This is a genomic window from Streptosporangium sp. NPDC000563 (assembly GCF_040299985.1).
GTDB lineage: Bacteria > Actinomycetota > Actinomycetes > Streptosporangiales > Streptosporangiaceae > Streptosporangium.
In genome coordinates, this window is the sequence record NZ_JBEPDA010000001.1 from 726,960 (window position 1) to 751,033 (window position 24,074).

The 24,074-nt window shown below is 63.0% G+C and carries 25 protein-coding genes, 1 tRNA gene and 2 pseudogenes; 10 read left to right on the forward strand and 18 right to left on the reverse strand.

Going from position 1 to position 24,074, the window contains the following annotated elements:
- Nucleotides 1-79: 79 nt before the first annotated feature.
- Entirely contained in the window at nucleotides 80-544 is a 465-nt protein-coding gene (locus ABT352_RS03390) for a MaoC family dehydratase (RefSeq protein ID WP_350942141.1), read from the forward strand.
- Nucleotides 545-655: 111 nt separating this feature from the next.
- Here the strand turns inward: ABT352_RS03390 and ABT352_RS03395 are convergent, their stop codons facing one another.
- Both ABT352_RS03395 and ABT352_RS03400 read right to left on the reverse strand, forming a co-directional pair.
- A complete protein-coding gene (locus ABT352_RS03395; protein ID WP_350942143.1) occupies nucleotides 656-1,282 on the reverse strand; it encodes a response regulator in 627 nt (208 codons plus the stop codon).
- Complete coding sequence (locus ABT352_RS03400; protein ID WP_350942145.1) at nucleotides 1,279-2,406, reverse strand: sensor histidine kinase; 1,128 nt, start codon at nucleotides 2,404-2,406, stop codon at nucleotides 1,279-1,281. Before ABT352_RS03400 ends, ABT352_RS03395 begins: the two co-directional genes overlap by 4 nt.
- Before the next feature lie 131 nt (nucleotides 2,407-2,537).
- Here ABT352_RS03400 and ABT352_RS03405 point away from each other — a divergent pair, with 131 nt between their 5' ends.
- Together ABT352_RS03405 and ABT352_RS03410 are read left to right on the forward strand one after the other, a co-directional pair.
- The gene (locus ABT352_RS03405) at nucleotides 2,538-3,092 is read left to right on the forward strand and encodes a hypothetical protein (protein WP_350942147.1); all 555 of its coding nucleotides are present in this window, start codon (nucleotides 2,538-2,540) and stop codon (nucleotides 3,090-3,092) included.
- Nucleotides 3,093-3,427: 335 nt separating this feature from the next.
- Nucleotides 3,428-3,500: transfer RNA gene (locus ABT352_RS03410), tRNA-Arg, on the forward strand.
- 55 nt (nucleotides 3,501-3,555) lie between these two features.
- Here ABT352_RS03410 and ABT352_RS03415 read toward each other — a convergent pair.
- From ABT352_RS03415 to ABT352_RS03425, 3 genes are read right to left on the reverse strand one after another with little or no spacing between them, the layout of a single operon-like run.
- Nucleotides 3,556-3,873, reverse strand: a complete 318-nt coding sequence (locus ABT352_RS03415; protein WP_350942149.1) for a site-specific integrase — start codon at nucleotides 3,871-3,873, stop codon at nucleotides 3,556-3,558.
- Nucleotides 3,843-5,003 carry a tyrosine-type recombinase/integrase gene (locus ABT352_RS03420; protein ID WP_350942151.1) on the reverse strand — a complete coding sequence of 387 codons (1,161 nt, stop codon included), beginning with the start codon at nucleotides 5,001-5,003 and terminating at the stop codon, nucleotides 3,843-3,845. Before ABT352_RS03420 ends, ABT352_RS03415 begins: the two co-directional genes overlap by 31 nt.
- A complete protein-coding gene (locus ABT352_RS03425; protein WP_350942153.1) occupies nucleotides 5,000-5,188 on the reverse strand; it encodes a helix-turn-helix transcriptional regulator in 189 nt (62 codons plus the stop codon). The genes ABT352_RS03420 and ABT352_RS03425 overlap by 4 nt, the downstream gene beginning before the upstream one ends.
- Before the next feature lie 164 nt (nucleotides 5,189-5,352).
- Between ABT352_RS03425 and ABT352_RS03430 the strand changes: the two genes are divergently transcribed.
- Complete coding sequence (locus ABT352_RS03430; protein ID WP_350942154.1) at nucleotides 5,353-5,754, forward strand: UTRA domain-containing protein; 402 nt, start codon at nucleotides 5,353-5,355, stop codon at nucleotides 5,752-5,754.
- A gap of 54 nt (nucleotides 5,755-5,808) precedes the next feature.
- On the opposite strand, the gene ABT352_RS03435 is transcribed toward ABT352_RS03430, so the two are convergent.
- Nucleotides 5,809-6,321 carry a class I SAM-dependent methyltransferase gene (locus ABT352_RS03435; protein WP_350942156.1) on the reverse strand — a complete coding sequence of 171 codons (513 nt, stop codon included), beginning with the start codon at nucleotides 6,319-6,321 and terminating at the stop codon, nucleotides 5,809-5,811.
- A complete protein-coding gene (locus tag ABT352_RS03440; protein ID WP_350942158.1) occupies nucleotides 6,322-6,633 on the reverse strand; it encodes a hypothetical protein in 312 nt (103 codons plus the stop codon).
- 517 nt (nucleotides 6,634-7,150) lie between these two features.
- On the opposite strand from ABT352_RS03440, the gene ABT352_RS03445 reads away from it, so the two are divergent.
- From ABT352_RS03445 to ABT352_RS03465, 5 genes and pseudogenes are all read left to right on the forward strand, one after another.
- Nucleotides 7,151-10,390 carry an NACHT domain-containing protein gene (locus ABT352_RS03445; protein ID WP_350942160.1) on the forward strand — a complete coding sequence of 1,080 codons (3,240 nt, stop codon included), beginning with the start codon at nucleotides 7,151-7,153 and terminating at the stop codon, nucleotides 10,388-10,390.
- Between the two features lie 530 nt (nucleotides 10,391-10,920).
- Nucleotides 10,921-11,601: a phosphotransferase gene (locus tag ABT352_RS03450; RefSeq protein ID WP_350942161.1), complete on the forward strand. Its 681-nt coding sequence runs from the start codon at nucleotides 10,921-10,923 to the stop codon at nucleotides 11,599-11,601.
- A 321-nt stretch (nucleotides 11,602-11,922) separates the two neighbouring features.
- A complete protein-coding gene (locus ABT352_RS03455) occupies nucleotides 11,923-12,543 on the forward strand; it encodes a DUF6461 domain-containing protein (RefSeq protein ID WP_350942163.1) in 621 nt (206 codons plus the stop codon).
- A gap of 267 nt (nucleotides 12,544-12,810) precedes the next feature.
- Entirely contained in the window at nucleotides 12,811-13,512 is a 702-nt protein-coding gene (locus tag ABT352_RS03460) for a DUF6461 domain-containing protein (RefSeq protein WP_350942165.1), read from the forward strand.
- Nucleotides 13,458-13,811: pseudogene (locus ABT352_RS03465) on the forward strand (integrase core domain-containing protein); the annotation flags it as partial. The gene ABT352_RS03460 and the pseudogene ABT352_RS03465, both read left to right, overlap by 55 nt.
- Before the next feature lie 49 nt (nucleotides 13,812-13,860).
- Here the strand turns inward: ABT352_RS03465 and ABT352_RS03470 are convergent.
- The 11 genes and pseudogenes from ABT352_RS03470 to ABT352_RS03520 form a co-directional block, all read right to left on the reverse strand.
- Nucleotides 13,861-14,027: pseudogene (locus tag ABT352_RS03470) on the reverse strand (transposase); the annotation flags it as partial.
- Between the two features lie 66 nt (nucleotides 14,028-14,093).
- On the reverse strand, nucleotides 14,094-14,282 hold the full coding sequence (locus tag ABT352_RS03475) for a hypothetical protein (RefSeq protein WP_350942166.1): 189 nt from the start codon (nucleotides 14,280-14,282) through the stop codon (nucleotides 14,094-14,096).
- Between the two features lie 480 nt (nucleotides 14,283-14,762).
- On the reverse strand, nucleotides 14,763-15,203 hold the full coding sequence (locus ABT352_RS03480; protein ID WP_350942167.1) for a hypothetical protein: 441 nt from the start codon (nucleotides 15,201-15,203) through the stop codon (nucleotides 14,763-14,765).
- Nucleotides 15,204-15,527: 324 nt separating this feature from the next.
- Nucleotides 15,528-16,568 (reverse strand): hypothetical protein, encoded by a 1,041-nt coding sequence (locus ABT352_RS03485; protein WP_350942168.1) that lies wholly within the window; start codon nucleotides 16,566-16,568, stop codon nucleotides 15,528-15,530.
- A 169-nt stretch (nucleotides 16,569-16,737) separates the two neighbouring features.
- Nucleotides 16,738-17,721 (reverse strand): hydroxymethylbilane synthase, encoded by a 984-nt coding sequence (hemC, locus tag ABT352_RS03490; protein WP_350942169.1) that lies wholly within the window; start codon nucleotides 17,719-17,721, stop codon nucleotides 16,738-16,740.
- Between the two features lie 258 nt (nucleotides 17,722-17,979).
- On the reverse strand, nucleotides 17,980-18,633 hold the full coding sequence (locus tag ABT352_RS03495; RefSeq protein WP_350942171.1) for a hypothetical protein: 654 nt from the start codon (nucleotides 18,631-18,633) through the stop codon (nucleotides 17,980-17,982).
- The gene (locus ABT352_RS03500; RefSeq protein ID WP_350942172.1) at nucleotides 18,617-19,051 is read right to left on the reverse strand and encodes a hypothetical protein; all 435 of its coding nucleotides are present in this window, start codon (nucleotides 19,049-19,051) and stop codon (nucleotides 18,617-18,619) included. Before ABT352_RS03500 ends, ABT352_RS03495 begins: the two co-directional genes overlap by 17 nt.
- Nucleotides 19,048-19,737, reverse strand: a complete 690-nt coding sequence (locus ABT352_RS03505; RefSeq protein WP_350942173.1) for a hypothetical protein — start codon at nucleotides 19,735-19,737, stop codon at nucleotides 19,048-19,050. The genes ABT352_RS03500 and ABT352_RS03505 overlap by 4 nt, the downstream gene beginning before the upstream one ends.
- Nucleotides 19,738-19,914: 177 nt before the next feature.
- Entirely contained in the window at nucleotides 19,915-21,222 is a 1,308-nt protein-coding gene (locus ABT352_RS03510; protein WP_350942174.1) for a helix-turn-helix domain-containing protein, read from the reverse strand.
- Nucleotides 21,105-21,740 (reverse strand): HAD family hydrolase, encoded by a 636-nt coding sequence (locus ABT352_RS03515; protein WP_350943531.1) that lies wholly within the window; start codon nucleotides 21,738-21,740, stop codon nucleotides 21,105-21,107. The genes ABT352_RS03510 and ABT352_RS03515 overlap by 118 nt, the downstream gene beginning before the upstream one ends.
- 345 nt (nucleotides 21,741-22,085) lie before the next feature.
- Nucleotides 22,086-22,442 carry a hypothetical protein gene (locus tag ABT352_RS03520; protein WP_350942175.1) on the reverse strand — a complete coding sequence of 119 codons (357 nt, stop codon included), beginning with the start codon at nucleotides 22,440-22,442 and terminating at the stop codon, nucleotides 22,086-22,088.
- A 498-nt stretch (nucleotides 22,443-22,940) separates the two neighbouring features.
- Between ABT352_RS03520 and ABT352_RS03525 the strand changes: the two genes are divergently transcribed.
- A partial coding sequence (locus tag ABT352_RS03525) for a hypothetical protein (protein WP_350942176.1) occupies nucleotides 22,941-24,074 on the forward strand: 1,134 nt, incomplete at its 3' end.

A 24,074-nucleotide genomic window follows, 5' to 3' on the forward strand; every position in this document is an offset into this window, starting at 1 on the left:
CGCTCGTCCGGGACCGGGAGACACGGGGATTCGAGGGTGAACCTTCTCGCCGCGCCCTCAGCGAAATAAAGTCCCAGGCATGAGGACTTTCGCGAACATCATCGAGTTCAAGGCCGCCGTCGGGGAACACCTCGGCCATACCGAGTGGCGCGAGATCACCCAGGAGCAGGTCAACCTCTTCGCCGACGCGACCGGCGACCACCAGTGGATCCACGTGGACGTGGAGCGGGCCAAGCAGGGGCCGTTCGGTGCCACCATCGCCCACGGATACCTGAGCCTGTCACTCCTGCCCTCCCTGATGTCGGAACTGTTCGAGGTGGGCAACCTGGCGATGGGCATCAACTACGGGCTCAACAAGGTCCGCTTCCCCGCGCCGGTCCCGGTCGGCGCGCGGATCCGTGCCGAGGGCGAGCTCGTCGACCTCAAGGGCACCCCCTCCGGCTATCTGGCGAACGTGCGCATGACCGTTGAGGTTGAGGGCGGGAAGAAGCCCGCCTGCGTCGCGGAGACCCTCGCCCTCTACGTCCCCGCGGAGAACTCCTGAGTCCCCTTCACCCCTTGAGTCCCCTTCGCGTCTCGGCGGATCTCCTTTTCACGCCCGGGTGGCGGGCTCCTGAGCCGGACTTCTTTCACATCCGGGCTAAGGACTCCTGAGTCACGGGAGCTCCTGAGCCAGGATCGCGGCCTGTACGCGACTGCGGAGACCCAGCTTGTTCAGCAACCGGCTGACGTGGGTCTTCGTCGTCGCCTCCGCCATGTCCAGCTCCACGGAGATCTCCGTGTTCGACAGGCCCCGGCCGATGCAGGCCAGCACCTCGCGTTCGCGCGGGGTGAGAGCACCGATCTCGTACGACCTGCGCTCGGGGACCGACGCGCCGAAGGCCGAGATCAGCCGCCGGGTGACCGAGGGCGCGATGAGCCCGTCGCCCCTCGCCACCACCCTCACCGCGTCCACCAGGGCGTCGGCGTCGGTGTTCTTCAACAGGAACCCGGCGGCTCCGGCCCGCAGCGCCCCGAAGACGTACTCGTCGATGTCGAAGGTGGTCAGGATCAGCACGTCGGCGATCCCGCTCAGCTCGCGCGTCGCGGAGATCCCGTCGAGCTTCGGCATCCGGATGTCCATCAGCACCACGTCCGGACGGAGTTCGGAGGCCATCGCGACGGCCTGCTCACCGTTGGCGGCCTGGCCGACGACCTCGATGTCGTCGTGACCGTCGAGGATGAGGACGATCCCGGCGCGGACCGCCGCGTGGTCGTCGGCGACGAGGACTCGGATGGTCACGTGCTCTCCAGGGTGGGCAACTCGGCGCGAACACGCCAGCCGTCATTGTGCGGACCGGCCTCGAAGAGGCCGCCGACGAGGTTCGTACGCTCCCGCATGCCGATGATCCCCGCCCCCGCGCCGGGCAACTCCCGCCCCGCCGCGCCCACCGGGTTGTCCACGGTGAGCGTGACCAGCCCCGGCAGGTAACCGATCACCACGTCGGCGGCCCTGCCGCCGTGCTTGAGCGCGTTGGTCAGCGACTCCTGGACGATCCGGTAACCGGCCAGATCGACCGAGGCGGGCAGCTCCCTGGCGTCGCCCTCAACCCGCATCCGCACGTCAAGCCCCGCCTCCCGGGCCCGTTCCACCAGTTCTCCGGCCTCGGCCACCCGGCGCCGGGTCGCCTCCGGTTCCTCTCCGTCCTGCCGGAGCAGCCCGATCATGGCGCGCATCTCGTTCATGCCCTCGACGCTGTTCTCCCTGATGGACTCCAGCACCTGCCGCACGACCCGCGCGTCCAGGTCCCGGCGGGAGAGGACGGCGGTGGACTGGATGGCGATCGCGCTGAAGTGATTCGCGATCATGTCGTGCAGCTCCCGTGCCATTCTGGCCCGCTCGGCCTGCACCGCCGCCGCCCGGTCCAGCTCCGCGAGCCGCGCCACCTGCTCGGCCCTCGCGCGCTCGGAGGACGCCAGGTCCTGCAGCTGCCTCATGAACATGGCGGTGAGGACGGGGGTCCCCCCGACCAGCCCCACCTGGACGGAGACGATGGCGGCGGCCGACCAGTGCCTGAACACGACCCCCGCGACCAGGCCCGCCGCGACGGCGATCACCGAGGTGATGCCGAGCATCCACCGGCCCAGCGCCCGGGGGCCGTACCTCACCCCCGCGTAGAGGTTGTCCGTGACGATCAGGACCGTGCCCAGCGAAGGACCCATCGCGAGGTCGCCGAGGAGGGCCACCACCCCCAGCCCGAGCGCGAGCAGCGGCCTGCTCCGCCGTACCGCGACCCCCGCGCACGCGACCGCCAGCGGCCCGGCGAACAGCGGAAGGGCGGCCCATCGTTGCTGGTAGGCACCCGCGGCGAGCAGCAGCAGGCCGACGAGGAAACACGCCACCGCCCACAGCGCGTCTCGTCTCATGCCTGTCATCTCACCATGTCGATACGGCCCGCAGGAGCGGCGCAGGGAGGATCGTCGGTACATATAAGGGTGTACGCCGGTTCATCAGCGCCGACGATGTCCCAGACCGACCGGCCCGTGAGCATGGACTCATGATTCTGGCCATCATCATCGGCTGCGAGATCGGCTTCTGGATCCTGCTGGGCCTGGGACTCGCCTCACGTTACCTGTGGGGGATGCGCCGGCTCAGCACCGCGCTGCTGCTGGCGGTCCCGCTGCTCGACGTGATCCTGCTCGTCGCCTCCGTCGTCGACATGCGCGGCGGCGCCCAGGCCGACTGGCGCCACGGCCTGGCCGCCGCCTACCTCGCCTACTCGATCGTTTTCGGCCACCGTACGATCACCTGGGCCGACGCGAAGTTCGCCCACCACTTCGCCGGCGGCCCCGAACCATGGCAGCCACCGTCCGGTGGCATGGCGAGGGCCCGGTACGAGTGGGGCATCTGGTTCCGGATCGTTCTCGCGTACGGCATCGCCTGTGCCCTGCTGTTCGGCCTGATCCTCATCGTCGGCGACCCGTCACGGACCATGGCACTGAACGAATTCATGATCGGCGCGCTCAAGATCCCCCTGATCGCCGTGCTCTGGCCGCTGAGCTACACGCTCTTCCCCAAGAAGGCCGGCGTCACCGGTGATCCCGGCAGCTGACCCGGCACGTCCGATCACGGCGTCACCGGCGATTCCAGCCGTTTCCCGGCACATCGGCTGTGGTGTCACCGGCGCTTTCAGCGGTCGGACCCGGACGTGGGCCGCGATGTCACCGGCGCTTTCAGCCGGAGACCCGCCTCCCCGGCGCCCTCACCGTGATCCTCCAGACCATCTGACCTCGCCCATCGCGACACGCTCCCTTCGGCATCCCACCGGATCCTCGCCGGATTCCCCGCCTCCGCCGGGGAATCCGGCGCGGATGGACGGATCGGAGGTTGATCGCTTAACCGGTTCGAGGCATCGCCCAAAACCCGCTATGCTTGCTTACGCAGCGAGCGGCCGTAGCTCAATGGATAGAGCATCTGACTACGGATCAGAAGGTTGGGGTTTCGAGTACCTCCGGCCGCACAGTGCGAAAGCCCAGGTCATCACCGCGATGACCTGGGCTTTTTCGTGTTCTGGATCAGGTACGGGTGCCCGGTCGTGTCCGGCTGTCGTCGGCTGTCTCCGGCTGATCCTTCCCAATGGGTTCCCGCGCTCCGGGGCGCAGAACGTCACTGATCCGGCGCATGGCGATCTCGTCATGCCCCACGAGGCACTTCTCGTAGGTGCGGTGCAGGACCTCCACGCTGTTGCCTGCCCACTCGGCCACCTGCTTCGGTGAGACCCCCGCGTTCAGCCAGGTGGACAGGCAGGCGTGCCGAAGGTCATAGGGCCGTTTGGCCAGCGGTGAGGCGTACTCCTCCTTGCTCAGCGCGTCCCGGCGAGCCCTGTCCCACACCCGCTGAATGGTGCTTGTGGCCAGCACGTGCCCCTGCACGCCGTGAAGACCCGACCACCGGGGCCGGTGCCGTGCTCTTTGAGGTGGGCGCGCAGGATGGCCACCAGCTCTGGCGCACAGGGAACGGGACGGCTCTCGCCCTCGGGGCGGTGCTTCAGGCTGCGATCGTCACGCTGTTCTCCGGAGTCGGTCCATTCCTTTCCCGCGTCTGGCGTAGCGGCTGTCAGGTAGATCTCGCCCCATGTGTCCGGAGCATCAGGCAGGGTTATGTCCTTTTCCCGTAGGTTGACGGCTTCCTCCGGGCGCAGACCCGCGAAGTAGAGGGCCGCGAAGAAGGGCATGAGCAGGGGGCCGCTTGGCCTGCGCTTCTCGATGGCGTCGAGCAGGGCGCGGGCCTGGTCGGGATTGACGACGGAACGGCGGTCTACCTGGAACGAAGTCTTGGAGATCTTCCACTTCAGGTCCGTAAGGGGGTTCTTGTCGAGCAGCTTGAGCTCTACTCCATACGCCATGGCGTTGGACAGGACGACACGATGCCGGCGGTTTGAGCTTGCCGCTACTCGCCTTCCGTCGAGTCGGGATGTGGCGGCGTTCAAGAGTGCCCGCGCGGTCGCCGGAACGGTGAGGGCGGATACGGGAAGGCTGTTCCGCTCGACCCACGCGAGAATGTCACGAGTCCGCTCCGGACAGTGCTTCCGCTCCTTGGTGTTGAATCCCCAACGGCGGAGCGCGGTCCGGACTTCCTTGGCGTCGTAGGGGCATGCCGTGCCGTCGAACATGGCAGGGCTGGCCAGCGTCAGCACGTAGGCGATGCCCGCACGGTGCTTGGCGGATGCGTCAGTCCACTTCATGTCCACGAACTTGCAGGCGAAGCTGTACCAGTTCATTTCAGGCTTGTCCGTGCGAGCCCACGAGACCGGTTCGCCAGTGACCAGGCTGAACGGCTCTCCCCTGCGCGCGGCAGTCACGAGAGCGCTCCGGAAGGCGTCCGCTTGCGCGTCCTTCTGGAACGGCTTCTTCCAGGGTCTTCCATCGGTCTGCCACAACACTCGGTAGGAGGTGACCACACCCTTGATGTTCCTGCGCTTCTCGGTCTTGTAGATGCGGACATTGAACGTGGTGTCGTTCATCGGGAAGCTTCCTCCAGACTGGCCAACCAGCGGTCGTACTCGGCACGGCGGACCCGGAGAGTGCCGTTGGGGAGCTTCATGCACTTGGGGGCGCGGCCCTTCTGGCGCCAGTCGTAGAAGGTGGATCGGTCGATGTCGAGGTCTTCGCAGATGTCGGCGATGGTGAGCTTTTCGCCCTTGGGCATGGGTGTCTCCTGGCAGGTCCGCAGCAGGTTAGGGAGGGGGAGCCGTCCAAGCCGTCCCAGCATCGTTTGTGCTGGTCAGGCTGGGACGGCTCGCTGTGGTGGGACGGCTTAGCCGTCCCAAAGGCAGAAAACGGTGGGAATCGTTGGGACGGCTTAGCCGTCCCATGGATGGAAGGCGTCCCGCGCTGACCTGCAATGACGAGGTTGGGACGGCTTGGACGGCTACCCCCGAACTCGCGGAGGCTTTCGGGCTCTCAGAAGGCGAGCTGGTCACCTACGTCATCACCAGGGCCACCGAGGACGGGCGGCCAATCTCGATCTCGGACACCTACCAGCCGGTGGATATCACCGGTGTGTCGGGAGCGGTCTTCCTGGAAGAGACCATCTCCGACCAGCTCCCGACCGCGCCGCACGCCGAGTGGCTGCGCACACCCCCTGGCGATCTCGTCAAGACGATCCACCAGCAGTTCCTGTCCGCCAATGACCGAGTCATCATGATTTCCGATGTGTCGTACCCGCGAGACCGCTACGACGCATTTGTGTTCCGCATGGCTCTCAAGCAGTAAGGGCGCAGCAAAAAGGGGGTGCCGGAAGATCGGCACCCCCTTTTTGCTGCGCTCTCAGCGCCGAACCCAGCCCTGCGCGGTGTCCGTCTCCGTCCACCACGAAACGAAGTGTGGATCTACAGAGTCCAACTTCCAGCGGGCCGAGAGGGCATCAAAGAAGGCATCGTTACCGGTCTTGCCGCCCTTCGGCTCTCCGATGTAGATGAGTCGTTCGCCCCCTGCTTTCTCGAACGAGGCCAGCGCTTCGGACGACATCGTGTCCCCCCAACCGGGCGGCCAGCAGAGGAACAACACATGATCCGCGGTCCGGGCACGTGCCTCGAACTCACCCAGATCGCCGACCGGGTGCCACACGTCCGCCTGGCCGGCAACTCCAAGGAATGAAGCGTTCTTGGGTGGCTCCAGGTCGTACGCCTCAACAGTCAGCCCTGAGCGGGCCAGCTGCGCAGCCCAATACCCCCGACCGGCCCCCAGCTCCACGATTGGGAGATCAGCACAGAAGCTGGACATCCATTCGATGGTCTGCGGGGAAGGCACCGCGTAGGCGTAGGTTGCTTGCAGGATCATCTATGCAAAGGCGAGTCGCGCGCTTCCTTCCGCTCGGCCACCGTTCACCACGCGGCGGCCTTCATGTTCGAACACGAACGGCTCAACGATGTCCCAATAAGGGTTCGGACTCACGGCGCTTCCGCCGGTCATGTAGTGCACGAACCGTAAGTCGAACGCCCCATCGGCTTCAACGTCACCGGTCCCTGATAGCCCTGTTGCCATGTCCAAGTACTCGGCCACCTTGGGGTACTCGGCCTGAAGGCGCTGCTCATCGTTCAGGAGTGCAGTAAGTTCACCCCATCGCGCTGATGTCATTGTTAGCTGAGCCATGCAGACAAGTTTCTCGCACTGAACCCGCCCGCGCCATGTTGCCTGATGCCTTCGAAGCTGACCTTCCACCAGGCCGGTTGAGGCTGGGGGTTCCCCTGTCGCTCCATCGTCGTCCCGGTATGCAGCCTCGCGAGCCAGCCCGACCAGCGGCAGCTGGAGCGTCGAGGTCTAGACGCCACCCTCTACATAACTTACGCACTATACCCGGTTGTGCGTCTACAACGAACAGCAGGAATATGAAAAAGTTTCAGAGCAGCCTAACCTGTGGACCGTTGACCAAATCACAGTTTGGCACGACCAGGTCAAACGGATGCTGTACCAGCCCAATCACCGATTTGACGGACACTGAACCCTTAACGGCTGCAACCAGACTTAAAGTCTCCTAGCCGCCCTTGTAGAAAACTCTCAGCGAGAACTGTATTTTGCAACGATTTGGTTACAACTGTTGCAGGACTCCTATTGTGATGCCGACACTCTTAGCAAACACAGGCTCAATCTTAGGCGATAGGTGAATTTGATGACACAGCGCACAGGTATCAAATTATCAATTTTAGCTCCTGACAACAATTCGCGAGGCGATCTACTGACGAGATTATCTGTCGACCTTTTTCATACTTTGGGTTATGAAAATTTTTTAGTCAACGTTGCCAAGTCGGGCCGGGAAGTAGACATTTCTGGTGATCACCGCTTCGAGAACTCAAAGATGATCGCCGAGTGTAAGGCATCAAAAGGGCCCATCGGTGGTGCTGATATAAATAAATTTGCTGGGGTTCTAGATGCAGAAAGACGTAGTGGAAACTTGAAGTCCATTCATGGGTACTTTGTTTCCACTGGCGGGTTTCGAGACTCCGCAAGGGCACAGGAGGAAAATTTTCTCCCCCCTCGCGTTATCCTCCTAGATGGTCCCGCCATTATAAAGCAGCTTGTTAACGGTGGAACTCTCATATCATCTGAGCGTGCGCTTGCGCGCGTTGCGAGAGTTTGTGAGGCTAATAATATACGCGGAACAATTGATCCACATATTGAACTTCTAGCCCATGAGCATGGTTGGATATGGTGTGTTTACGTAAGGCATGGCAGGCTGCGCACTCATGCTTGTTTAGTGCATGCCGATGGGGAGGTTATCGCGGATGAACTGTGTACCTCCATAAAAGAATCTGCGGACCAGAACAATCATGAACTTGCTAAATACCCTCTTCTAAATCCGCGCGTCTCTGATTTAGTTTCTGAACTTTCTGCGGCAAAACAACGCTACTTGGACTATATCCGCAGCGAATACGATTCCATAACTCTGGAAGGATTGCCCGCCGATCACGAAGTAGGCGCACAGCGGTTTCGACTTGATGATTTGTACGTAGAGCTGACCGTAGAGAATATAGCCGAACCTGAGGAGGTACGGCCTACGCGCAAAAGGCGATCTCGGAGACTCCGAGAAAATGGATCTTCTAATGCAGATAACGCAAATCCAGGTAGTTCGACAGGCATGTCGATAGGTCGCGCGCTCACTTCAATTAAGCATATGGCAATACTTGGTTTACCTGGTGCAGGAAAAACCACTCTGCTAAAGCATCTAGCAGTGTCGTATGCAGACCCTAATCGGCGAACGTCTAATAACGATTTTCTGCCAGCCGAAGAATGGTTGCCTGTGGTGCTTAGATGTCGGCACCTTGGAGATATGGCAGATAAGCCAATAATGGACATCGTACGAGACCTAGCAACGCGTGCGGAGATGCCTGAGTTGGCTCAGGCGTTTCAGGATCTAGTTCGACTAACTTTACGAGAAGGAAAATTACTCCTTCTTGTCGATGGGCTAGATGAAATTAGAAGTCCATCAAGCAGGCAAGCTTTCGTAGTTCAACTACGCACCTTCCTGTCAAAATATCCCAATGTTAATTTGGTTATCACGTCAAGAGAGACTGGCTACCGAGTCGTTGCAGGAGCTGTCCGTAGTTTCTGTAAGCCGCTTCGAGTTGCGCCATTATCAGACGCAGCAATCACGGATCTAACTCTTGCATGGCATCGTCATGTTATTGGTCCTAGCGCAGCGGTTGCGCAAGACGCTCGGGCGTTGGCAACGGCAATCAGGTCTTCTGATCGAGTACATCGCTTAGCAACCAACCCTTTGATGCTAACTACCTTGCTATTAGTTAAGCGATGGGTAGGACAGCTTCCGCGACGTAGAAGTGTTCTATACCAGAAGGCCATCGAAGTTCTCCTAATGACGTGGAACGTAGAAGGCCACGAGCCTCTTGATCAAGATGAAGCTATTCCACAACTTTCTTATGTCGCTTATTGCATGATGGATTCCGGGAAAACAAGCGTCACAGCTCAGGAGTTGACAGGATACATCTCACAAGCCCGAACTGATCTTCCAGAAGTTCTCGCTTATACATCGTTATCGGTAGCGGCATTCGTTCGTCGTGTCGAAGAACGAAGTAGCCTTCTCACCGCAAGCGGTGTAACAATTGAATACGGTCAATTGGTTGATGTATACGAATTCAAGCACCTGACATTCCAGGAATATCTTGCTGCACTCGCTATAGCCAATGGTTATCTCCCAAGGGAAATCATAGATCTATCTCCGATCGAAGTAATTGGGGCTAGATTTAAAGACGATACCTGGCGTGAAGTGGTAGCACTTACAGCGGTTCTTTCAGGGCGAGGAGCCAGCGATTTAGTACGGCATTTAATGGTATTAGTTCGAGCACTTAAATCTAGAAGCGAAAATAGTAATTATGATGACAAAGGCCGGACTCCATACGATAGTTTAGTTGGCTGCCTAGAGGACGAGGTATCTATCGCACCGCAAACTGCTCGGGAAGCTATCGAGCTATGCGTTCGCAAAATGAGCCCTATTGATGAGCGACGATTGCCGAATGCGCTTCATGGTGGAAGGTATTCACAGGAACTCATTAGCGTCTGTCTCGATGAGTTGAAAAAACTTGACGCGAATGCAATGGATTTTGGAGGGGCTATCGGCCAGATCCGAGTGTTGGAAATAGACTCCAAATATGGCTCAAAGTCAACTGGTGCAGATGAATGCATATCTGAACTACTGAAGGAATTGAACGCGGGGGGAGATCGCCGTTTAGTTGCCACTTCGGCATTAATGATCCTCTCGTACCGTACCGTCACTCATGATAGAAATATTTTCAAAGAAAAGCCAGTCAGCAGAGATATAGGTCCTGCGATTAACAATGTAGTGGAATATCTCACCGAAACTCCCGATATTCCCGACTACATGTTATTAATGGCCTTATGGGCTATGTGTTGGGGTGCTGCCGGCTACGATCTTTCTGACGAACAAGTATTTAAACTTCGCCGTAGAGCTGTTGAAACTTGGTTGAATACTGAAGAGGCTCCGTTGCAGCATGTAGCCACATGGCTGATTAGATCGCTTCCACTTAATAAAAAGCCTTTGGTGACATCTCAAGACAAGGATTCCCTTGGCGCTTTTTTGAAAAATAAAGCGAGCGAATTGGACGCTAGTTCACCTGACAGTGAGAAGAGGCTGCGTGCGCTTTCTGCACATTTGGTGGCACACCAAGCTGGACTGAATTGGTCTAAAAAAGATCTTATCGAGTTACTGAAATTTGACGCTCATAATAATACTTATATATTGAGGCGCCTTGAAGGTATACGCAAGGCTCTTGCGGCTTTAGGGGAAGAAGGGTTGAAGGCAGCTCGCGGGCTTGACGAAGATATCGCGAAGCGCAACTTAGAGAATCCTCCGAGTCAGCTTGATGTCAATGACTAATCCGCCTGAAGATCCACTCAACCAGACGACGATGGGGTCTCCGGGACTGATCCTGTCGTGGTGTTTAGCGATGGTCCAATTTGAGGGCATCCTGCCGTCCTGAGAGCATATTCCGCAGGCGGAAGATCTCCGGTTTGCAGATCAGTACCCAAACAGGCATCAGACTCTCGTCTCCGCGCGGCACTCACCCATATCTACTGGTCCGCAACATCAGGATGTGGTAAACCGTCGAGTCTCGTTATCGCGCGACTTGATGAAGGACTCTGCAGTCGTGATCACTCCCAATGCCTTCCCACGAAGGATATTGTCAACTCATAGGCTTGGCATTTGAGCAGTTCAAAGGGGCGGAGAGGGCAGGGTGAGGCTCTTCCTACGGATCAGAAGGTTGGGGTTTCGAGTACCTCCGGCCGCACAGCAGGTCAAAGGCCCTCCGGGATCATCCCGGAGGGCCTTTTTCGTGTCCGTACAGCAGTGAAATACACCGAAGAGGCGGTTGCCGTTCATACCGTCGTGCGCCCTATGCTCCTGGCATGCACCCCGGTCCTCTACTCGGTTCCGGCCGCACTGCGGACGTATTCGTGGTCGACGACGCATGGGTGCTGCGCCGCTATCGGAACGGCGGTGACGCGTCCGCCGAGGCGGCCGTGATGTCTCACCTTTCCAGCCAGGGTTATCCGGTGCCGCGTGTCGGACCGATTGCAGGCGGGAATCTGATCATGGAGCGGCTGTCCGGCCCGACCATGGTCGAGGCGCTCCAGCAGGGCATGATCACTCCAGAAGAAACCGGCGCGATTCTCGCAGGGCTGCTGCGTCGCCTGCACGCTCTTCCGCCGCGGGTCTCGACCGATCCAACGGATCGTGTTCTCCACCTCGATCTGCACCCGGAGAATGTGATGCTCACACCCGAGGGACCAGTGGTGATCGACTGGGCCGATGCCGGGGAGGGCCCACCCGCGCTGGACTGGGGGATGTCCGCTCTGATCCTGGCGGAGGTCGCGGTGGGCCCGCGGGCCGAGGCGTCCCTGGCCCGCACGATCCTGGTTTCCCTGCTCAGCGACGTCGATCACACGATCGACCTCGAAAGGGCTCTGGTGATACGGGCCGCCAACCCGACGTTGAGTCAGGCCGAGAGACAACTCCTCGGCGAGGCCGTGGCGCTGGTGAGCTCTCTGCACCCTGCGATCGGCCACGTGGCGGATCGCAGAGACTGAAGGCCGGTCAAGATCGAGAGATTTACGTAGCCATCGACCAGGATTTCCGGTGTCCGCCCACCTGGACCCACACGTCCGCCGACCAGGGTTTTCCTGTGGCCGCTTACACAGGAGCAACCTACATAGGAAGCCCACCTCGGTTGACTCAGGAAACTGCCGCGGACCGACTTTGTCGGTCCTTGCCACCGGATGAGGGGGCTGGTCGAGTGCGTCCCCAGGAGAAGATCGTCAGAACCCGGAAAACCAAGGGGGAGGCGTCGTGTCTCACTCGTCTGCGAAGATCCTGAACTCCGCGTACCCGAAGTGACGGAGTCCCACGACATGAGTGATGAGCGGTTCGCAGGCGTTGACATGTACCGCTACTACCGGCGTCTTCTCAAGGATAACTGGCTGGAGACGGCCATCTGCTGGACCGTCGTTGTCCCCGACAACGGTGAACCGCTCACGCTCGCCGAGATCGGGGAACGAGTGAGCGGCGGCGCGAGCTATGAGATCCACGAGAAGGCGTCCTTCGAGGACGTCTACTCCGACGAGGCAGCCTGGGCGATGCTGGTGGGCCAATCCGGTCCGGTGACCGAGTTGTTCGAGGACAACGGCTACCACGGTGTCCATTCGCCTACGCTTTCACGGCTCAGTGTCGGAGCCCGGGCCTACAGCGTCTACTGGAACGTGAACGCCAACAACCGCGTCGCCTTCGCCGCCGATGGAGAGCTGCTCCTGATGGTCGATGCCATGTACCCGGAGGAGTGGGCACAGGAGCCGAATCTGGCACGCTGGCCCGAATTGGCGGCCATGGCGCCGCACTTCAAGTGGAGGAACGGGAAGAACTGGCGAGCGGCGGCGCTGGCGACGATCGAGCTGACCACAGGAGCCAGGCTGAGCCTGGACTGGTTTGACCAGGAGCGCCCTTATCTCACCTCCCAAGATCCTGTATCGGATTGAGCAGAGGTGGGGGCCCAGTGGGATCAGGCCAGGCATGGAAGAAGGCTCTCAGAGTCCTTGGGGGCCTTCTTGCTGACTGCGGTCGTTAACCGTTGAGGCTGGCGTTCGATCGATCGAGTGCCTCACGCGTCTCGGGCGACGGGGCAGTGTTGATCACGAAACTGTCGGGGATGTCTGCTTGAGTCGCCCCTGGAACGAGCACTTGAGCGGACAGGGGTGGGAATGCGGCGGTCGGAGCGTCTTTGGCACCTCGTTCGGTCCTACGGCATGAGTGAGTGGTTCATGACCGCCTGGGTGGAAGGGCTGGAGGTGTGGGAGGTCGCCCGGCGCCTGGGGGTGTCGGTCGCGGATGTGGACGACTCAGTCGAGTGCACCTGGACGGATGTCCTGCGTGAGCGGCCTTCCCACGGTGAGGCGGGGATCGTCTGGGTCGGCCGGTTGGCGGCGGACTGGACACAGATCATCCAGGTGAACGGGTTCGACTGTGAGGGGGCGCTGCGGGAGCTTTCGTACGGCGGGCGGGCGTTGCTGGTGAGCTGGGACATCAACGGGCCGCGTGATCTCGAATACGTGGTCAACGGTCACTATGTGACGGGCTTCGGTGTCACCGTCCCCGGCAAGCGCTGGGGAAGTGATCCTCAGGCACTCGACTCCTACGCGCAGGGGTTGCAGTTCGACCTAGGCGACTCCGGTTGGGAGAGCGATCCCGAACTGCCGGTGGGATGGCTGGAGTACTGCGCGTGGGAGGAGGCCTGGATGGAGAGCGGACAGGATTACGGGGAGGGGGACATCCCCGACGAGTGGGGGGACTTCATCGGGCTTGTCCATAACGGATACAGCCCACCCATGGCGACCTGCCTCACGTCGGCCCTGGCGCTTGTCGGCAGGGTGACGGGCAGGGAGATCGACAGGGAGTGGATGGACGGGGCCCATACTCGCTACGTGATCCGCGATCAGCGCAACGGCTGAGGACAGCGTCCCGTCTCAGCGGAAAGCTCCTGGACCGGGGTGTTGCAACGCCCCCTGAACCCAAGCAATACACCAGCGCCGCCTACGCCGCACTGGCCAAGCAGTTCGGCATCCGGTTGTCGGCGGGGCGCACTGGACAGTGCTGGGACAACGCATTGGCCGAATCGTTTTTCTCCACTCTCAAGGGCGAGATGCTGGGCGATCGTCCCTGGCCCAGCCGCGCTGCCGCCCGCACCGCGATCTTCGAGTTCATCGAAAGCTGGTACAACCTGCATCGGCTGCACAGCAGCCTTGGCTACCGTAGTCCCGCCGCTTCGAAGCCGCAGCAGCCTGAACACCACACCACTGGTGTCCGTCAAAGCGGAGCAAGCTCACCCCAGACAGCCCGCGCGTCACCAGGCAGCGCAGGAATGCCGGCCCGCGCCATCCTCGGCGGAGGTGACCTCCAGGTCAAGGATCTCCCGCTTGCCGCTTGTGTTAACGGCGGTGGCCACCAGCACGTGCACGTTGATCAGTGCTTGTTCGGCCTAGAGAGAAGTGCCCAAACCCGGCCCGGGGGCTGGGTTTGGGCGTCTTCAGGGTTAGAACAGTCCCAAGCTCGCCATGATCAATAGAGTGAGCGTCACCGTTCCAGCGAAGGCGACGCTGCCCTTCCTGATCGCCGCGTGAGGCGCGTCTCCGCTGGTCCGTACGAGGAAGCCTTCAATCAGACCACCGATGATCCCGATGAGGAGGGCCATGACGACCAAGAGGGCCTTCAGGGGGGTCATTGCTCGTGTTTCTCTTTCACTCGGGGATTGAGTGCGACGCAACGATTTCCGCACGCAGCACCAACCACGACTCGATACAACCAAGTCACCGGATGCTCCGGCTGATGATGTTTGGTGACCGCGCCAGCGGGAGCCGTCATCCCCACGAGCTCCATGCCTTCGGGCAGGCCTGACTTGTGGTCCGGTCTGCCCGTTGTGGCGCTTTCTGAAGAACATTTTGGCACATACCTAGCGGGTACAACTAAGTTGATCTTGCAATTCCATTGCCGAAATTGACTTTATGGGACTTACTGTGACTTTTTGTCTCGTGGTGACGGTAAGCCCGGACGGCCCTACCAGGGGCCTCGCGCCCAGGCCCTCGCGATCAGCCATGTGTGCTGGATCTGCGGGTATGACAACACCAAAAAGTCCACCCGTGCCTGGTGGTGCGAACTATCAGCTGTTGCCGGTTCACGCCAGGCTGGTACTTCCGGGGCCTGATCAGAAGTCCGGGCAGATGTGTGTCCTGACCGCCTTCAGGATCCCGGCAGCCTTGGTTGCCCCGAACCCTTCCGGGCGATCCGGAGACGAGAAACGCTGATTCGTCAGCTCCACCAGCTTGGCCTGGTCGTCAGGGAACTCCTTCACCGAGCTGCACTGGTTACGCGCCCGGTCCACGGCCTTGTCCTCCTTGCCGTGCACGATGTCTGGGTCGATCGCCTCCAGGGCCGCGATGAACTTCGCCTGCGTCGCCGCATCCGGCTTCGGGGGGATACCAGTCGCGACCTCGGGGGCGGCGTTCTTGGCAGGGGTGCCGTCTTGTGAGGGGGCGGTCCCATCAGAGGGGGCCTGTTGTGTGGGGGCGGGGGTCTCGGGGACGGCAGCCGGAGCGCCACCTCCACCCGATCCGCAGGCCGCCAACGCCACAGCCAGCACGATCACGGACACAGTGAGTCGTAACGGTCTCATTCAGTCACCGTAAACATGCATGCCGCACTCAGTCCCGGATGTGACCGGTCCGATACATGGAGCAGCCATGACCAGCTCACGCCGCAGCGGTCGACCCTGCCAGCGCCTACGCACGACAGTGCAAGCCAACCCCAATGGCTGGATCTGCTGCCGCTACCCCGAACCCATCAACCCGAGCCTGCGCTGGCCACACAGCCGCTCGGTTCCGTCCCGGAAGTGGTGCATCCCTCTCTGCCGAGCTGGCGTGACAGGCGTAGGGGCTGCTGCGTGCCATGCGGAATCTGGGTCGTTGCGCTTCTACCGTGTCGAGGTGAAGGACGAGGCGACCAGCCAGACGACGGTGGCCGCGATGACGACCGCGACGGCGACTTTTTTCGCCTGTCCCAGAATCCTGTCCTTCGACGGTCCGTGGAATATCTGCCGTGCTAGGCGGGCGGTTTCGGCCCAGGAGATTCGCTGTCGGGAGTTCCGGACGGTCGACGCGACGAGGACGGCCGCGAGAAGCAGGTGCCATCGCACCGAATCGACGAGAGGCATCTGGAAGTCCTCGTCGTAGCAGCGGACGTACTCCACGACGTCAAGAAGTGGGAAGAGGAGAAGGATCGCTATGGCCGTGGTGCCGGTCGGCCGTGCCCAGCGAGTAGGGGCTGCCATTGCCGCCAACGTGACGAGAACGACCGGCAGGCCGATCATGTCGGCATCACCGGACCACCGTGCGAGGTCGTTCCAGGACGACTCCAGAGTCTCGACGTCGGTGTAGAGGATCGTGAGGAACCTGCCGGACGTGACCGGGAAGCGGTGGAACGCCGCCGCCCACGCCGCGGCGCCGAGGGCACCCGCCCACAGGATGGTCCTGTGCCATCTTGGGGGAAGTGGTTGCCGGTGCAGTGGTGACCGGGCCGCCAGGAGCAGCGCCCCGGCGGCCGTCGAATAGCAGATGATCAAAGGCCAGGGCGGTACGGCCACACGCTCCTGCCCGGTGCACGGGTCGAGGCCCGGCAGGAGAAAGGCGATGAAGAGTCCGAACGCGAGCACGGTGCCGACCGCTGCGACCGCCGTGAGCATGGCCTGACGCGACTCGCGCAGGAGAAGACCCGCCACGATGACCGGCAGCAGGAGAACACTCCAGAACAGCAGCTCGCCCGGCACGCTCACCAGCGCGTAGGGACCCTCCGACGGGTAGAGGGCGGGGTTCCTCGCGGAACAGAACCAGCCGACGCTCTGCCTACCGGCTCCGAACGTCGTCAGGATCACCGGCCCTGACACCGCCAGAACCGCACCGAAGCGCAGCACCGCCACCATCGGGGCTCGCGTTTCCGATCCGGGTTCCTGTGTCACGGCACCCTCTTCTGAAAACGATCAATTCGAGTGAGGGTAGCGGATGGCCGTCGACTGAGTGGGAGGTTGCTTTCTGCGGCAGTGCCAGCTGATCATCGGCGTCGGTAGGGGACGGTGACAGCGCAGTTGTACGGCCCCTGCTCGGGGACGGACTGTGTGTCCGCGGAGATCATTTCCGGGTGGCGGTGATCAGGTTGCGGGCGCCCTGGCGGAGCAGATCGGTGGCGACGCGGGCACCGAGGGTGGCGGGGTCGGAGTGATCTCCCCAGGTGTGGGAGCGGACGAACTGGGAGCCATCACGGTTGAACACCATGCCGAACAGGCTCATCTTCCCGTCGGCGGTGGTGGAGGCGTGTCCGGCGATCGGGCTGTTGCAGTGGCCCCGCAGCATGTGCAGCATGGTGCGCTCGGCGAGAACGTGCCGGGCGGTCGGCACGTGGTTGAGCTCGTCCAGGAGCCGCATGACCGGCCCGTCGGACTGACGAGCCTGGATACCGATGACGCCCGCACCTACGGGCGGCACCGTGGACACGCCGTTGCCTGCGGTGTGGAACTCCAGGGGCAGGATCTCGTGATGGCGGTCCAGGATGCCGAGGCGGCTCAGGCTGGCGCGGGCCAGGATCAGCGCGGCGTACTCGCCGTCCTCGTCGAGCTTGGTCAGGCGGGTGTCGACGTTGCCGCGGATGCGTTCGGTGCGCAGATCGGGCCGGTGGATGCCGAGCTGGGCGCGACGCCGTACGGAGCTGGTGCCGATGAGGGAACCGGCGGGCAGGTCGGCCAGGGCGCCGCCGTCGCGGGTGACGACGACGTCGTGGACGTCGTCGCGTTCCAGGTAGGCGCAGAACGCGGTCCCCTCCGCGAGGGGGACGTCACCGGGGACGTCTTTGACGCAGTGAACGGCGATGTCGATCCGGCCGCTGGTCAGCGCGCTGTCGATTTCCTTGCTGAAGGCTCCCTTGCCGCCGATCTCGGCCAGGTCGCCGGGCCACAGGTCGGCGCTGACCTGCGTCGGTACGATCTCGATGGGAATGCCTGGCGCGAGCTTGGTGATCATGTCGGCGACATGATCGGCCTGGATCTTGGCCAGGGTGGAGGTACGGGTGCCGATCCGCAGCGGGGTGTCGGCGAACCGGTTGAGGAGTACGTCGGTCACGGCGAAGCTCTTCCTTCCAGTGAGACTCTGATCGCAGTGTGTGACTGTTTGTGGGAGTGCGGACTGACTGCCATCGGAAGGTGCCCCGCCGGAAAGAGCCGGCGGGGCACCATCATTTCGACCGAGGTGCGCGCCCCTCCAAGCAGGAGGTCGTACGGTCTCGCCTGGCCCCGCGGGCGGCCCCTGGTGGCGCACCACCGCCCGCGGGGGGCGTAGGCGCGGCGGCACGGGAGGCTGGTCGCCGTGCCGTCGCGCTGCTCATGGAGCCGTTCTCGGCTCGGTGTGGTGCTCGTCAAGGTGTGCGGCGATGCGGCGCGCGACCTGCGGTACGTCGTCGGCCGCGGCGGAGGTGGCGGGTTCTTCCATGAAGGTGACGCCCCAGGTGAAGAACTCGCCGTTGTAGTCGGCCCACACGGTCAGCTCGGCGCCGATGACGAGGCGGGGTGGGCCTTCGTCGTAGGAGATCTCCGAGATGATCCGGTGTTCGTGCAGCTCGGTTCGCAGACGCCTCAAGGCGGTGATCGCGCCGGGGCGACGGGCGGACGCGTCCACCCGGTCGTCTGCGGGGGTGTCGTGGTACGGGATCACGACCGGTCCCCTTTCCTGCGGGACGTGGTGGGGTGGGATGCGTTCGTCGGGGCCTATGGGCAGGATGCGGGGGTGGGGAACGAGTCCCGGGGCCGACAGCGGCGGCGGTGGTGAGATCTGCTGAGGCTCGACGTCGGCCTGCTGCATGAGGTCCCACAGTTCGGCGGCGCTTTGGGCGTGGATGATGCGGCATTCGCGCGGGTCGGCGCACTGCCACGCCTCGAACCGGCGGTGTCGCAGGCTCCACATGACCAGCCAGGTCGGCGCGTACTGCTGCACCTGTCTGGCGGCGCGGGCCGCGTCGGCGTCAGCGCGGGACAACATACTGCGCCGGGATGACGTCGGCCAGCAGCGGCAGCTCGCCTTCCAGGAGGCTGGCGGCGGGGCGGGCGCGCAGGATCCGGTAGTGCTCGGCGAGCTGGGCCGCTGCCACGGGCAGCCTCAGCGCGGAGCTGAGCAGGGGTGAGCCGGAGTGGCTGCGTTCGGGGCTGGTCCACCAGAAGTTCTCGCCGTCGGTGTAGGCGAGCAGGCCGAGGAAGACGGAGACGATGGCGTTGCCGGAGGCGAGGGGGTGGACGTCGGCCGAGATGCCGTAGACGTTGCCCAGGATGGCGGCGAGTTTCTCGGCGAGCTGGACGGCGGTCGGCTGTTCGGCGGGGGTGGGCGGCGGAGCGGCATACGCCTCGGAAACCGGAGCACTGCCGCGCCTGCTCATGGGGTTGCCCTGCGGGGTCGCGTTCATGCTGCGGCCTCCCAACGGTGGGGCTGGTGCCGTCGGGGTGCAGGGGTGTTCGGGGGGCGGCTCCGGCCGGGGGCGGCGGTGGGCCCCGGCCGGAGGGTTTGGGGGGCGAGCGGCCAGGTGGCCGGCTTCAAGCCCGTGCTCGGAGGTGAGGCACTGTGGTCGTGCGCGCGAGCCGCGATGCGGGCCCTGCGGTGGGCGAGGGTGTCGCGGGCGAGCGCCAGGCGGGTCGCGCGGTCGGTTCGCGTCTCGACCGGGCGGGGTGCGGGACGTCGGCTGTCGTCGCGTCGGGCCGGTGCGGTGGCGGCGGGTCTTAGGGCCGGGCGAGGGGAGGGGCGCGGCGTTCGCTCGGGCAGTGGCGTGGGTTCGATGGGAGCGGTCGGTGCGGGCGGCTCGGAGCGGCGCTGCGCGGGGACCAGGGGGATGACCTCGGCGGGCGCCACGACGACGGGCTGCTCGACCAGAGGGAAGGGCTGCGGGCCGGTGCGGCGGCGCGCTTCCAGGCGCATCGCCATCAGCGTGCCGGTCGGCTGCGCGTACTCGTGGTCGTTGGCCTGGCCGGGACAGTGGTGGGCGTAGGGGGCGTGTCCACAGACGGCGCATCCCATCGGCAGCGGCGGCGCGTCGTTGAAACAGGTACAGCCGCTTGTCGTGGTCCGGTCGAGAACCGGAGCATTAGGGTTGTTCACGGGTCAGGAGGACCTTCCTGATCAAGGGGCCCGTCCTGGTGTCAGCTACCGGTGGCGGGCTCCGTTATGTGCGTGGGCAAGTCGTGTCGTCACTGTTCGCCTACGCTTCGATCCGAACGGTCACCATGGTGCTGCGTTGCCTCTCGGGGAAGTGCCACAGTCTGTGTCACCGAGAAGTCAGACCGCGCCTACCCATTCAGCGAAACTCACCAGGTTTTGGCCGCTGGACCGGTGCAGGCGCAGCAGGGTCTTGACATCCTCACGGACCCACGGGTGTTCACGTGTGTGCTGTGGTGCGATCCGGCGCGCGGTCAGTAGCGACTCGAAGGCCGCGTCTTTCTGACCGGCCCACAGCTGCGCTCTGGCCAGGTCGATGAAGAAGCCGCTGCGGCGCTCGGCATGCATTTCCGGCGGCGGTGACCAGTCGCCGACCAGGGTGAGGGCGTGCTGGAGATGGCGATCTCCGAGGCCAAGAGCGACGGACACCTCGTGAACACGGACCGAGCAGGGGCCGAATGCGGTCCCGTAGTAGATGTCCTCGGGGACCTGGTCGCCGAGCTGCCGAGCCTGTCTCAGATGGGTCATGGCGGCATCGGCATTGGCTGCTCGCGCTGCGATGACGGCTGCCCGCATGTGCAGTGATCCCAGGACGCCGAGACGCAGACGCTCGGCTTTTCGCGGCAGTTGGTCGATCGCGGATTCGAGTGCGCGCAAGCCCGCCTGGTAGGTGCGCGCAGCGAAGAAGACCTCGGTCCGCACATACGCCGTGGACGCACTGAGCAAAGGATCCTCGGCGGGGGCCGATGTCTGGCGCATCAACTCGATCAGCCGAGCCGACAGATCGAGATAGCCGTACTTGTAGGCGACCGCATCGGCTGCCCGGTAGGCGGCCACCAGCAGCGCCGAGATGTCTGCTGGGTCGCCTGGCGCGTGCATCCCGCGGATGAGCTCGCCGAGCAGTTCGGGCAGGGTCTGCGACAGTCGCACGTACTGGGCGCTCAGGCGCTTTTGGACCGCGTCGGTGACGGCTGTTCGAAGCCCGGGCATGGGACGCACCGGGCCCTCGTCGGGAATGTCGTAGGTGGCGATGACCTCGCGAAACGCGGGGATCGCGTCGTGGACGCGACTGTCGAGGCGGGTGGAGTTCCCCAGGAGCCGGGAGGGGTCAACGTTCAGCGCCGCAGCGACGGCGTCCAGGACGGGGTCACTGGGAGTACGGGTGCCTTGCTCGATCTTCCGAAGCAGGCTGAGGGAGATGTGGGCTGCCAGGGCGAGTTCTTCTTGGGTCATGCGGCGTGCGCTGCGGATCGCGGCTATGTGACTCCCGGGACCTTCACCGGAGGCTTTGCAGGGCATCTCGGCTCCGTTCATCCAGACAGGACAGATGGCAGTTCCGTGATGCTGTCGATCTGCCAATCCACCGCGTTCAGCACGGTCTCGTCGGCGCCCCACAGATGTCCCCAGGGGCCGCGCCGGATCATGCATGTGCGCAGGCCGAGAGCTTTCGCGGGGATGATGTCGTTCGCAGGATGATCACCTACGTACACCGTTTCGTGGGCAGGAGCCTGGGCGAGCCGAACGACCTGGTCGAAGAATTCAGGATCGGGCTTCGCGACCCCCCACTCCTCCGACGTGACGATCACGTCGGCGGGGATCGACAGCCCTCGCAAGAGGTCACCGGCCCTGGTCGTCTGGTTTCCGGCGACGCAGACACGAAGCCCCGCGTCGCGCAGGGCTTGCAACCCGGGTCGTACATCGGGGTACAGGTCGCTTTCGTCGAGGTATTCGCCCTGGCCCGCCTCCTCGCGAGCCCGGCGCACCGCATGCAGGTCGATGCCCGGTCGCAGGAGACGGACCGCTTCCGCGTTGTCCATGCCCAGCGCTGTTACCGCACCGACCAGGGCGGACAAGGTATGGCGGGGAACGTTCAGCCAGTCGGCCCAGGACCCCCAGTACCGGTCATCGCGAACCAGCGTCTCGCCGATGTCGAATACCACAGTCATGACCACACTTCGGAGGGTAAGCCAGCGGGGTGCCGTCGTATTGCATGATCCGCTCGTTTTACCAGCGTGGAGCGCGGTTTTCTGCAGCGGCGGGTGTAGCAGCGCGAGGAAGTTTGTAGGCGTCCGTTGACGTTCGCCGGGGTTCATGAGCTGGAACGGTGAACCTCTGTGAACCTCTGTGAACTTCGGCGAACTTTTTTGCTCAGGTCTACAGATCAGGAGGTTGGCGTTTCGAGTACCTCCGGCCGCACACAGCTGAGAAGGCCCTTGATCAGGCATTACGCCATCAGGGGCCTTCGTCGTTTCTTGATCGTTTGAGCTTCTTGCTGACAGGCTCGGCTCCCGTCACCCTCCGAGCGTGGTCAGCATGAAGTAGTGGAGTACGCCGCCGACCAGGATGGCGGCTGCACCCGCCAGCCACATCGGCGCATGATCTTTCCCTCTGGACAGCAGCAGGGCTCCCCGATCGTGTGGTCTCTGCACGCCCGCTTGAACGACATGAACGACCAGTGCGAGCAACACCGACAACATGGTGTAGGCGTCGGAGTTCACCCTGGTGTCCCAGATCATGACGACATCCACGATCAGTCCGAGAAGGCCGGCACCGGCAATGAGTACTCTGCCCTTCTTCGGTACGTCGAGGCGAGCGGCGTTCATCAGCGCGATGACGGTGACGGCGGCAACCCCGCCGAGGATGGCCACGTATCCCTGCGACTGAAGCCGCCACGGCCGGGGGCGTTCAGCAGCCACCGTCGGTGGCTGAGACGGCACATCCGTGGACACCACAGGAACAACCTCCAAGCTCTGATCTTGGAATTCTTATCCCATTCGGCCTGGCTCCGCCAGATGTCAGCACCAGTAGACCCGCTAGGTGAAATGCCGCCCATCGTTTCAGCACAGACTCGATCACCGCGCTTATCGCGGCCGGCAGGTGTTCGCGGGGCGGCCATCAGAGCATGGCCCGAATGCCTGTCAAGACGCCGAGGATATTGCTGAAGCGCCCCGTTATGGCCACCTTGAATGCTCTTGCTGTGCTCCCGCCCTGGCGTTTGGATCTAGGAGGGTGCTTTTCTGCGGTGCGTCACATACGGCGGGTTCCAGACACTTCAGCCGTGCCGCTGCCTGTTCTGCCCGGCCAGGTCCTCTCACAGTGAGCAGGGCATCGACCTGTGCTATCTGCCAAGAGAAGGAGTCGTGATCTTGACTGCGTTGACCTACACCATCCTCACCGACCCGACATCCCTGGAGGCGTCAGTGAACGGGCGCTCTCCGTCCACGGGGACGCTGTATCTGATGGTCACCAACACCGGGAAGACGGTGCCTTGGTTGAGGATCGAGGTGAAGGTGCCCCTTGGCGACGGTGCCGGCCATCTCACCCAGAACATCAACGCGATCAACCCGAAGGGCGAATACACCGACACCCAGTCGAGCTCCCAGGCGGCCACTCAGCCAGTGATCGTCCAGCAGCAAGGCGCCGATGTCTTCCAGGTCACCACCCAGAGCGGTCGTTTAGAAGCTTTCGCACCTGGCGACCACATGGTGCTGACACTGGAAAACGTCACCGTCGCTCCCACTGCAGGTGTGGTCGTTCTGATGGTGACCGAGACCGTCAGAACCGGTAGAGGATGGCAGGTCAGCGACGCGGCCGTGCCGGTGGTGAAGGCCACTCCCAAGGAGATTCCGGCACCGCGCGACTTCCGCCCGGACAAAACCATGCTGGACACCGGAGATGGCCTCACCCTGAGCTGGGACGGGTCTAACGACTTCAGCTACGAGATCCGGTTCCCCGGCGGGCAATCCGCCATCACTCCAGGCACGCGTACCTGGTCGCCGACCGACGCCCCGAAGCGCGCTACCACCTACATCCTGGTCGCCACCGACCCGACCACTCAAAAGCAGCACTTCCTCACCACGACCGTGCAGGTCCGCCATCCCGTCCTGGAAACCCTCACCGCCACGACCGGCATCGACACCCCCTGGGTCCAGGGAACGACGAACAAGGGGCGCGTCGCCTTCACCGGCACAGGGGTGGAGATCTTCAATGACTCCGGCGGGCAAGGGACGGTGACGGCCGACAGGGCCGATCTCAACGGTGTGAATACCGGGTGGGTGCAGGGGCGGAGCGCTGACGATGGGAAGGTTACTTTTCCCAAGGATGGGCTTGATGTCCGTCAGGGGAGTGGGGCGTGGGGGACTGTGCACGCCGACAGGGCCGATCTCAACGGCATCAACACTGAGTGGGTGCAGGGGCGGAGCGCTGACGATGGGAAGGTTACTTTTCCCAAGGATGGGCTTGATGTCCGTCAGGGGAGTGGGGCGTGGGGGACTGTGCAC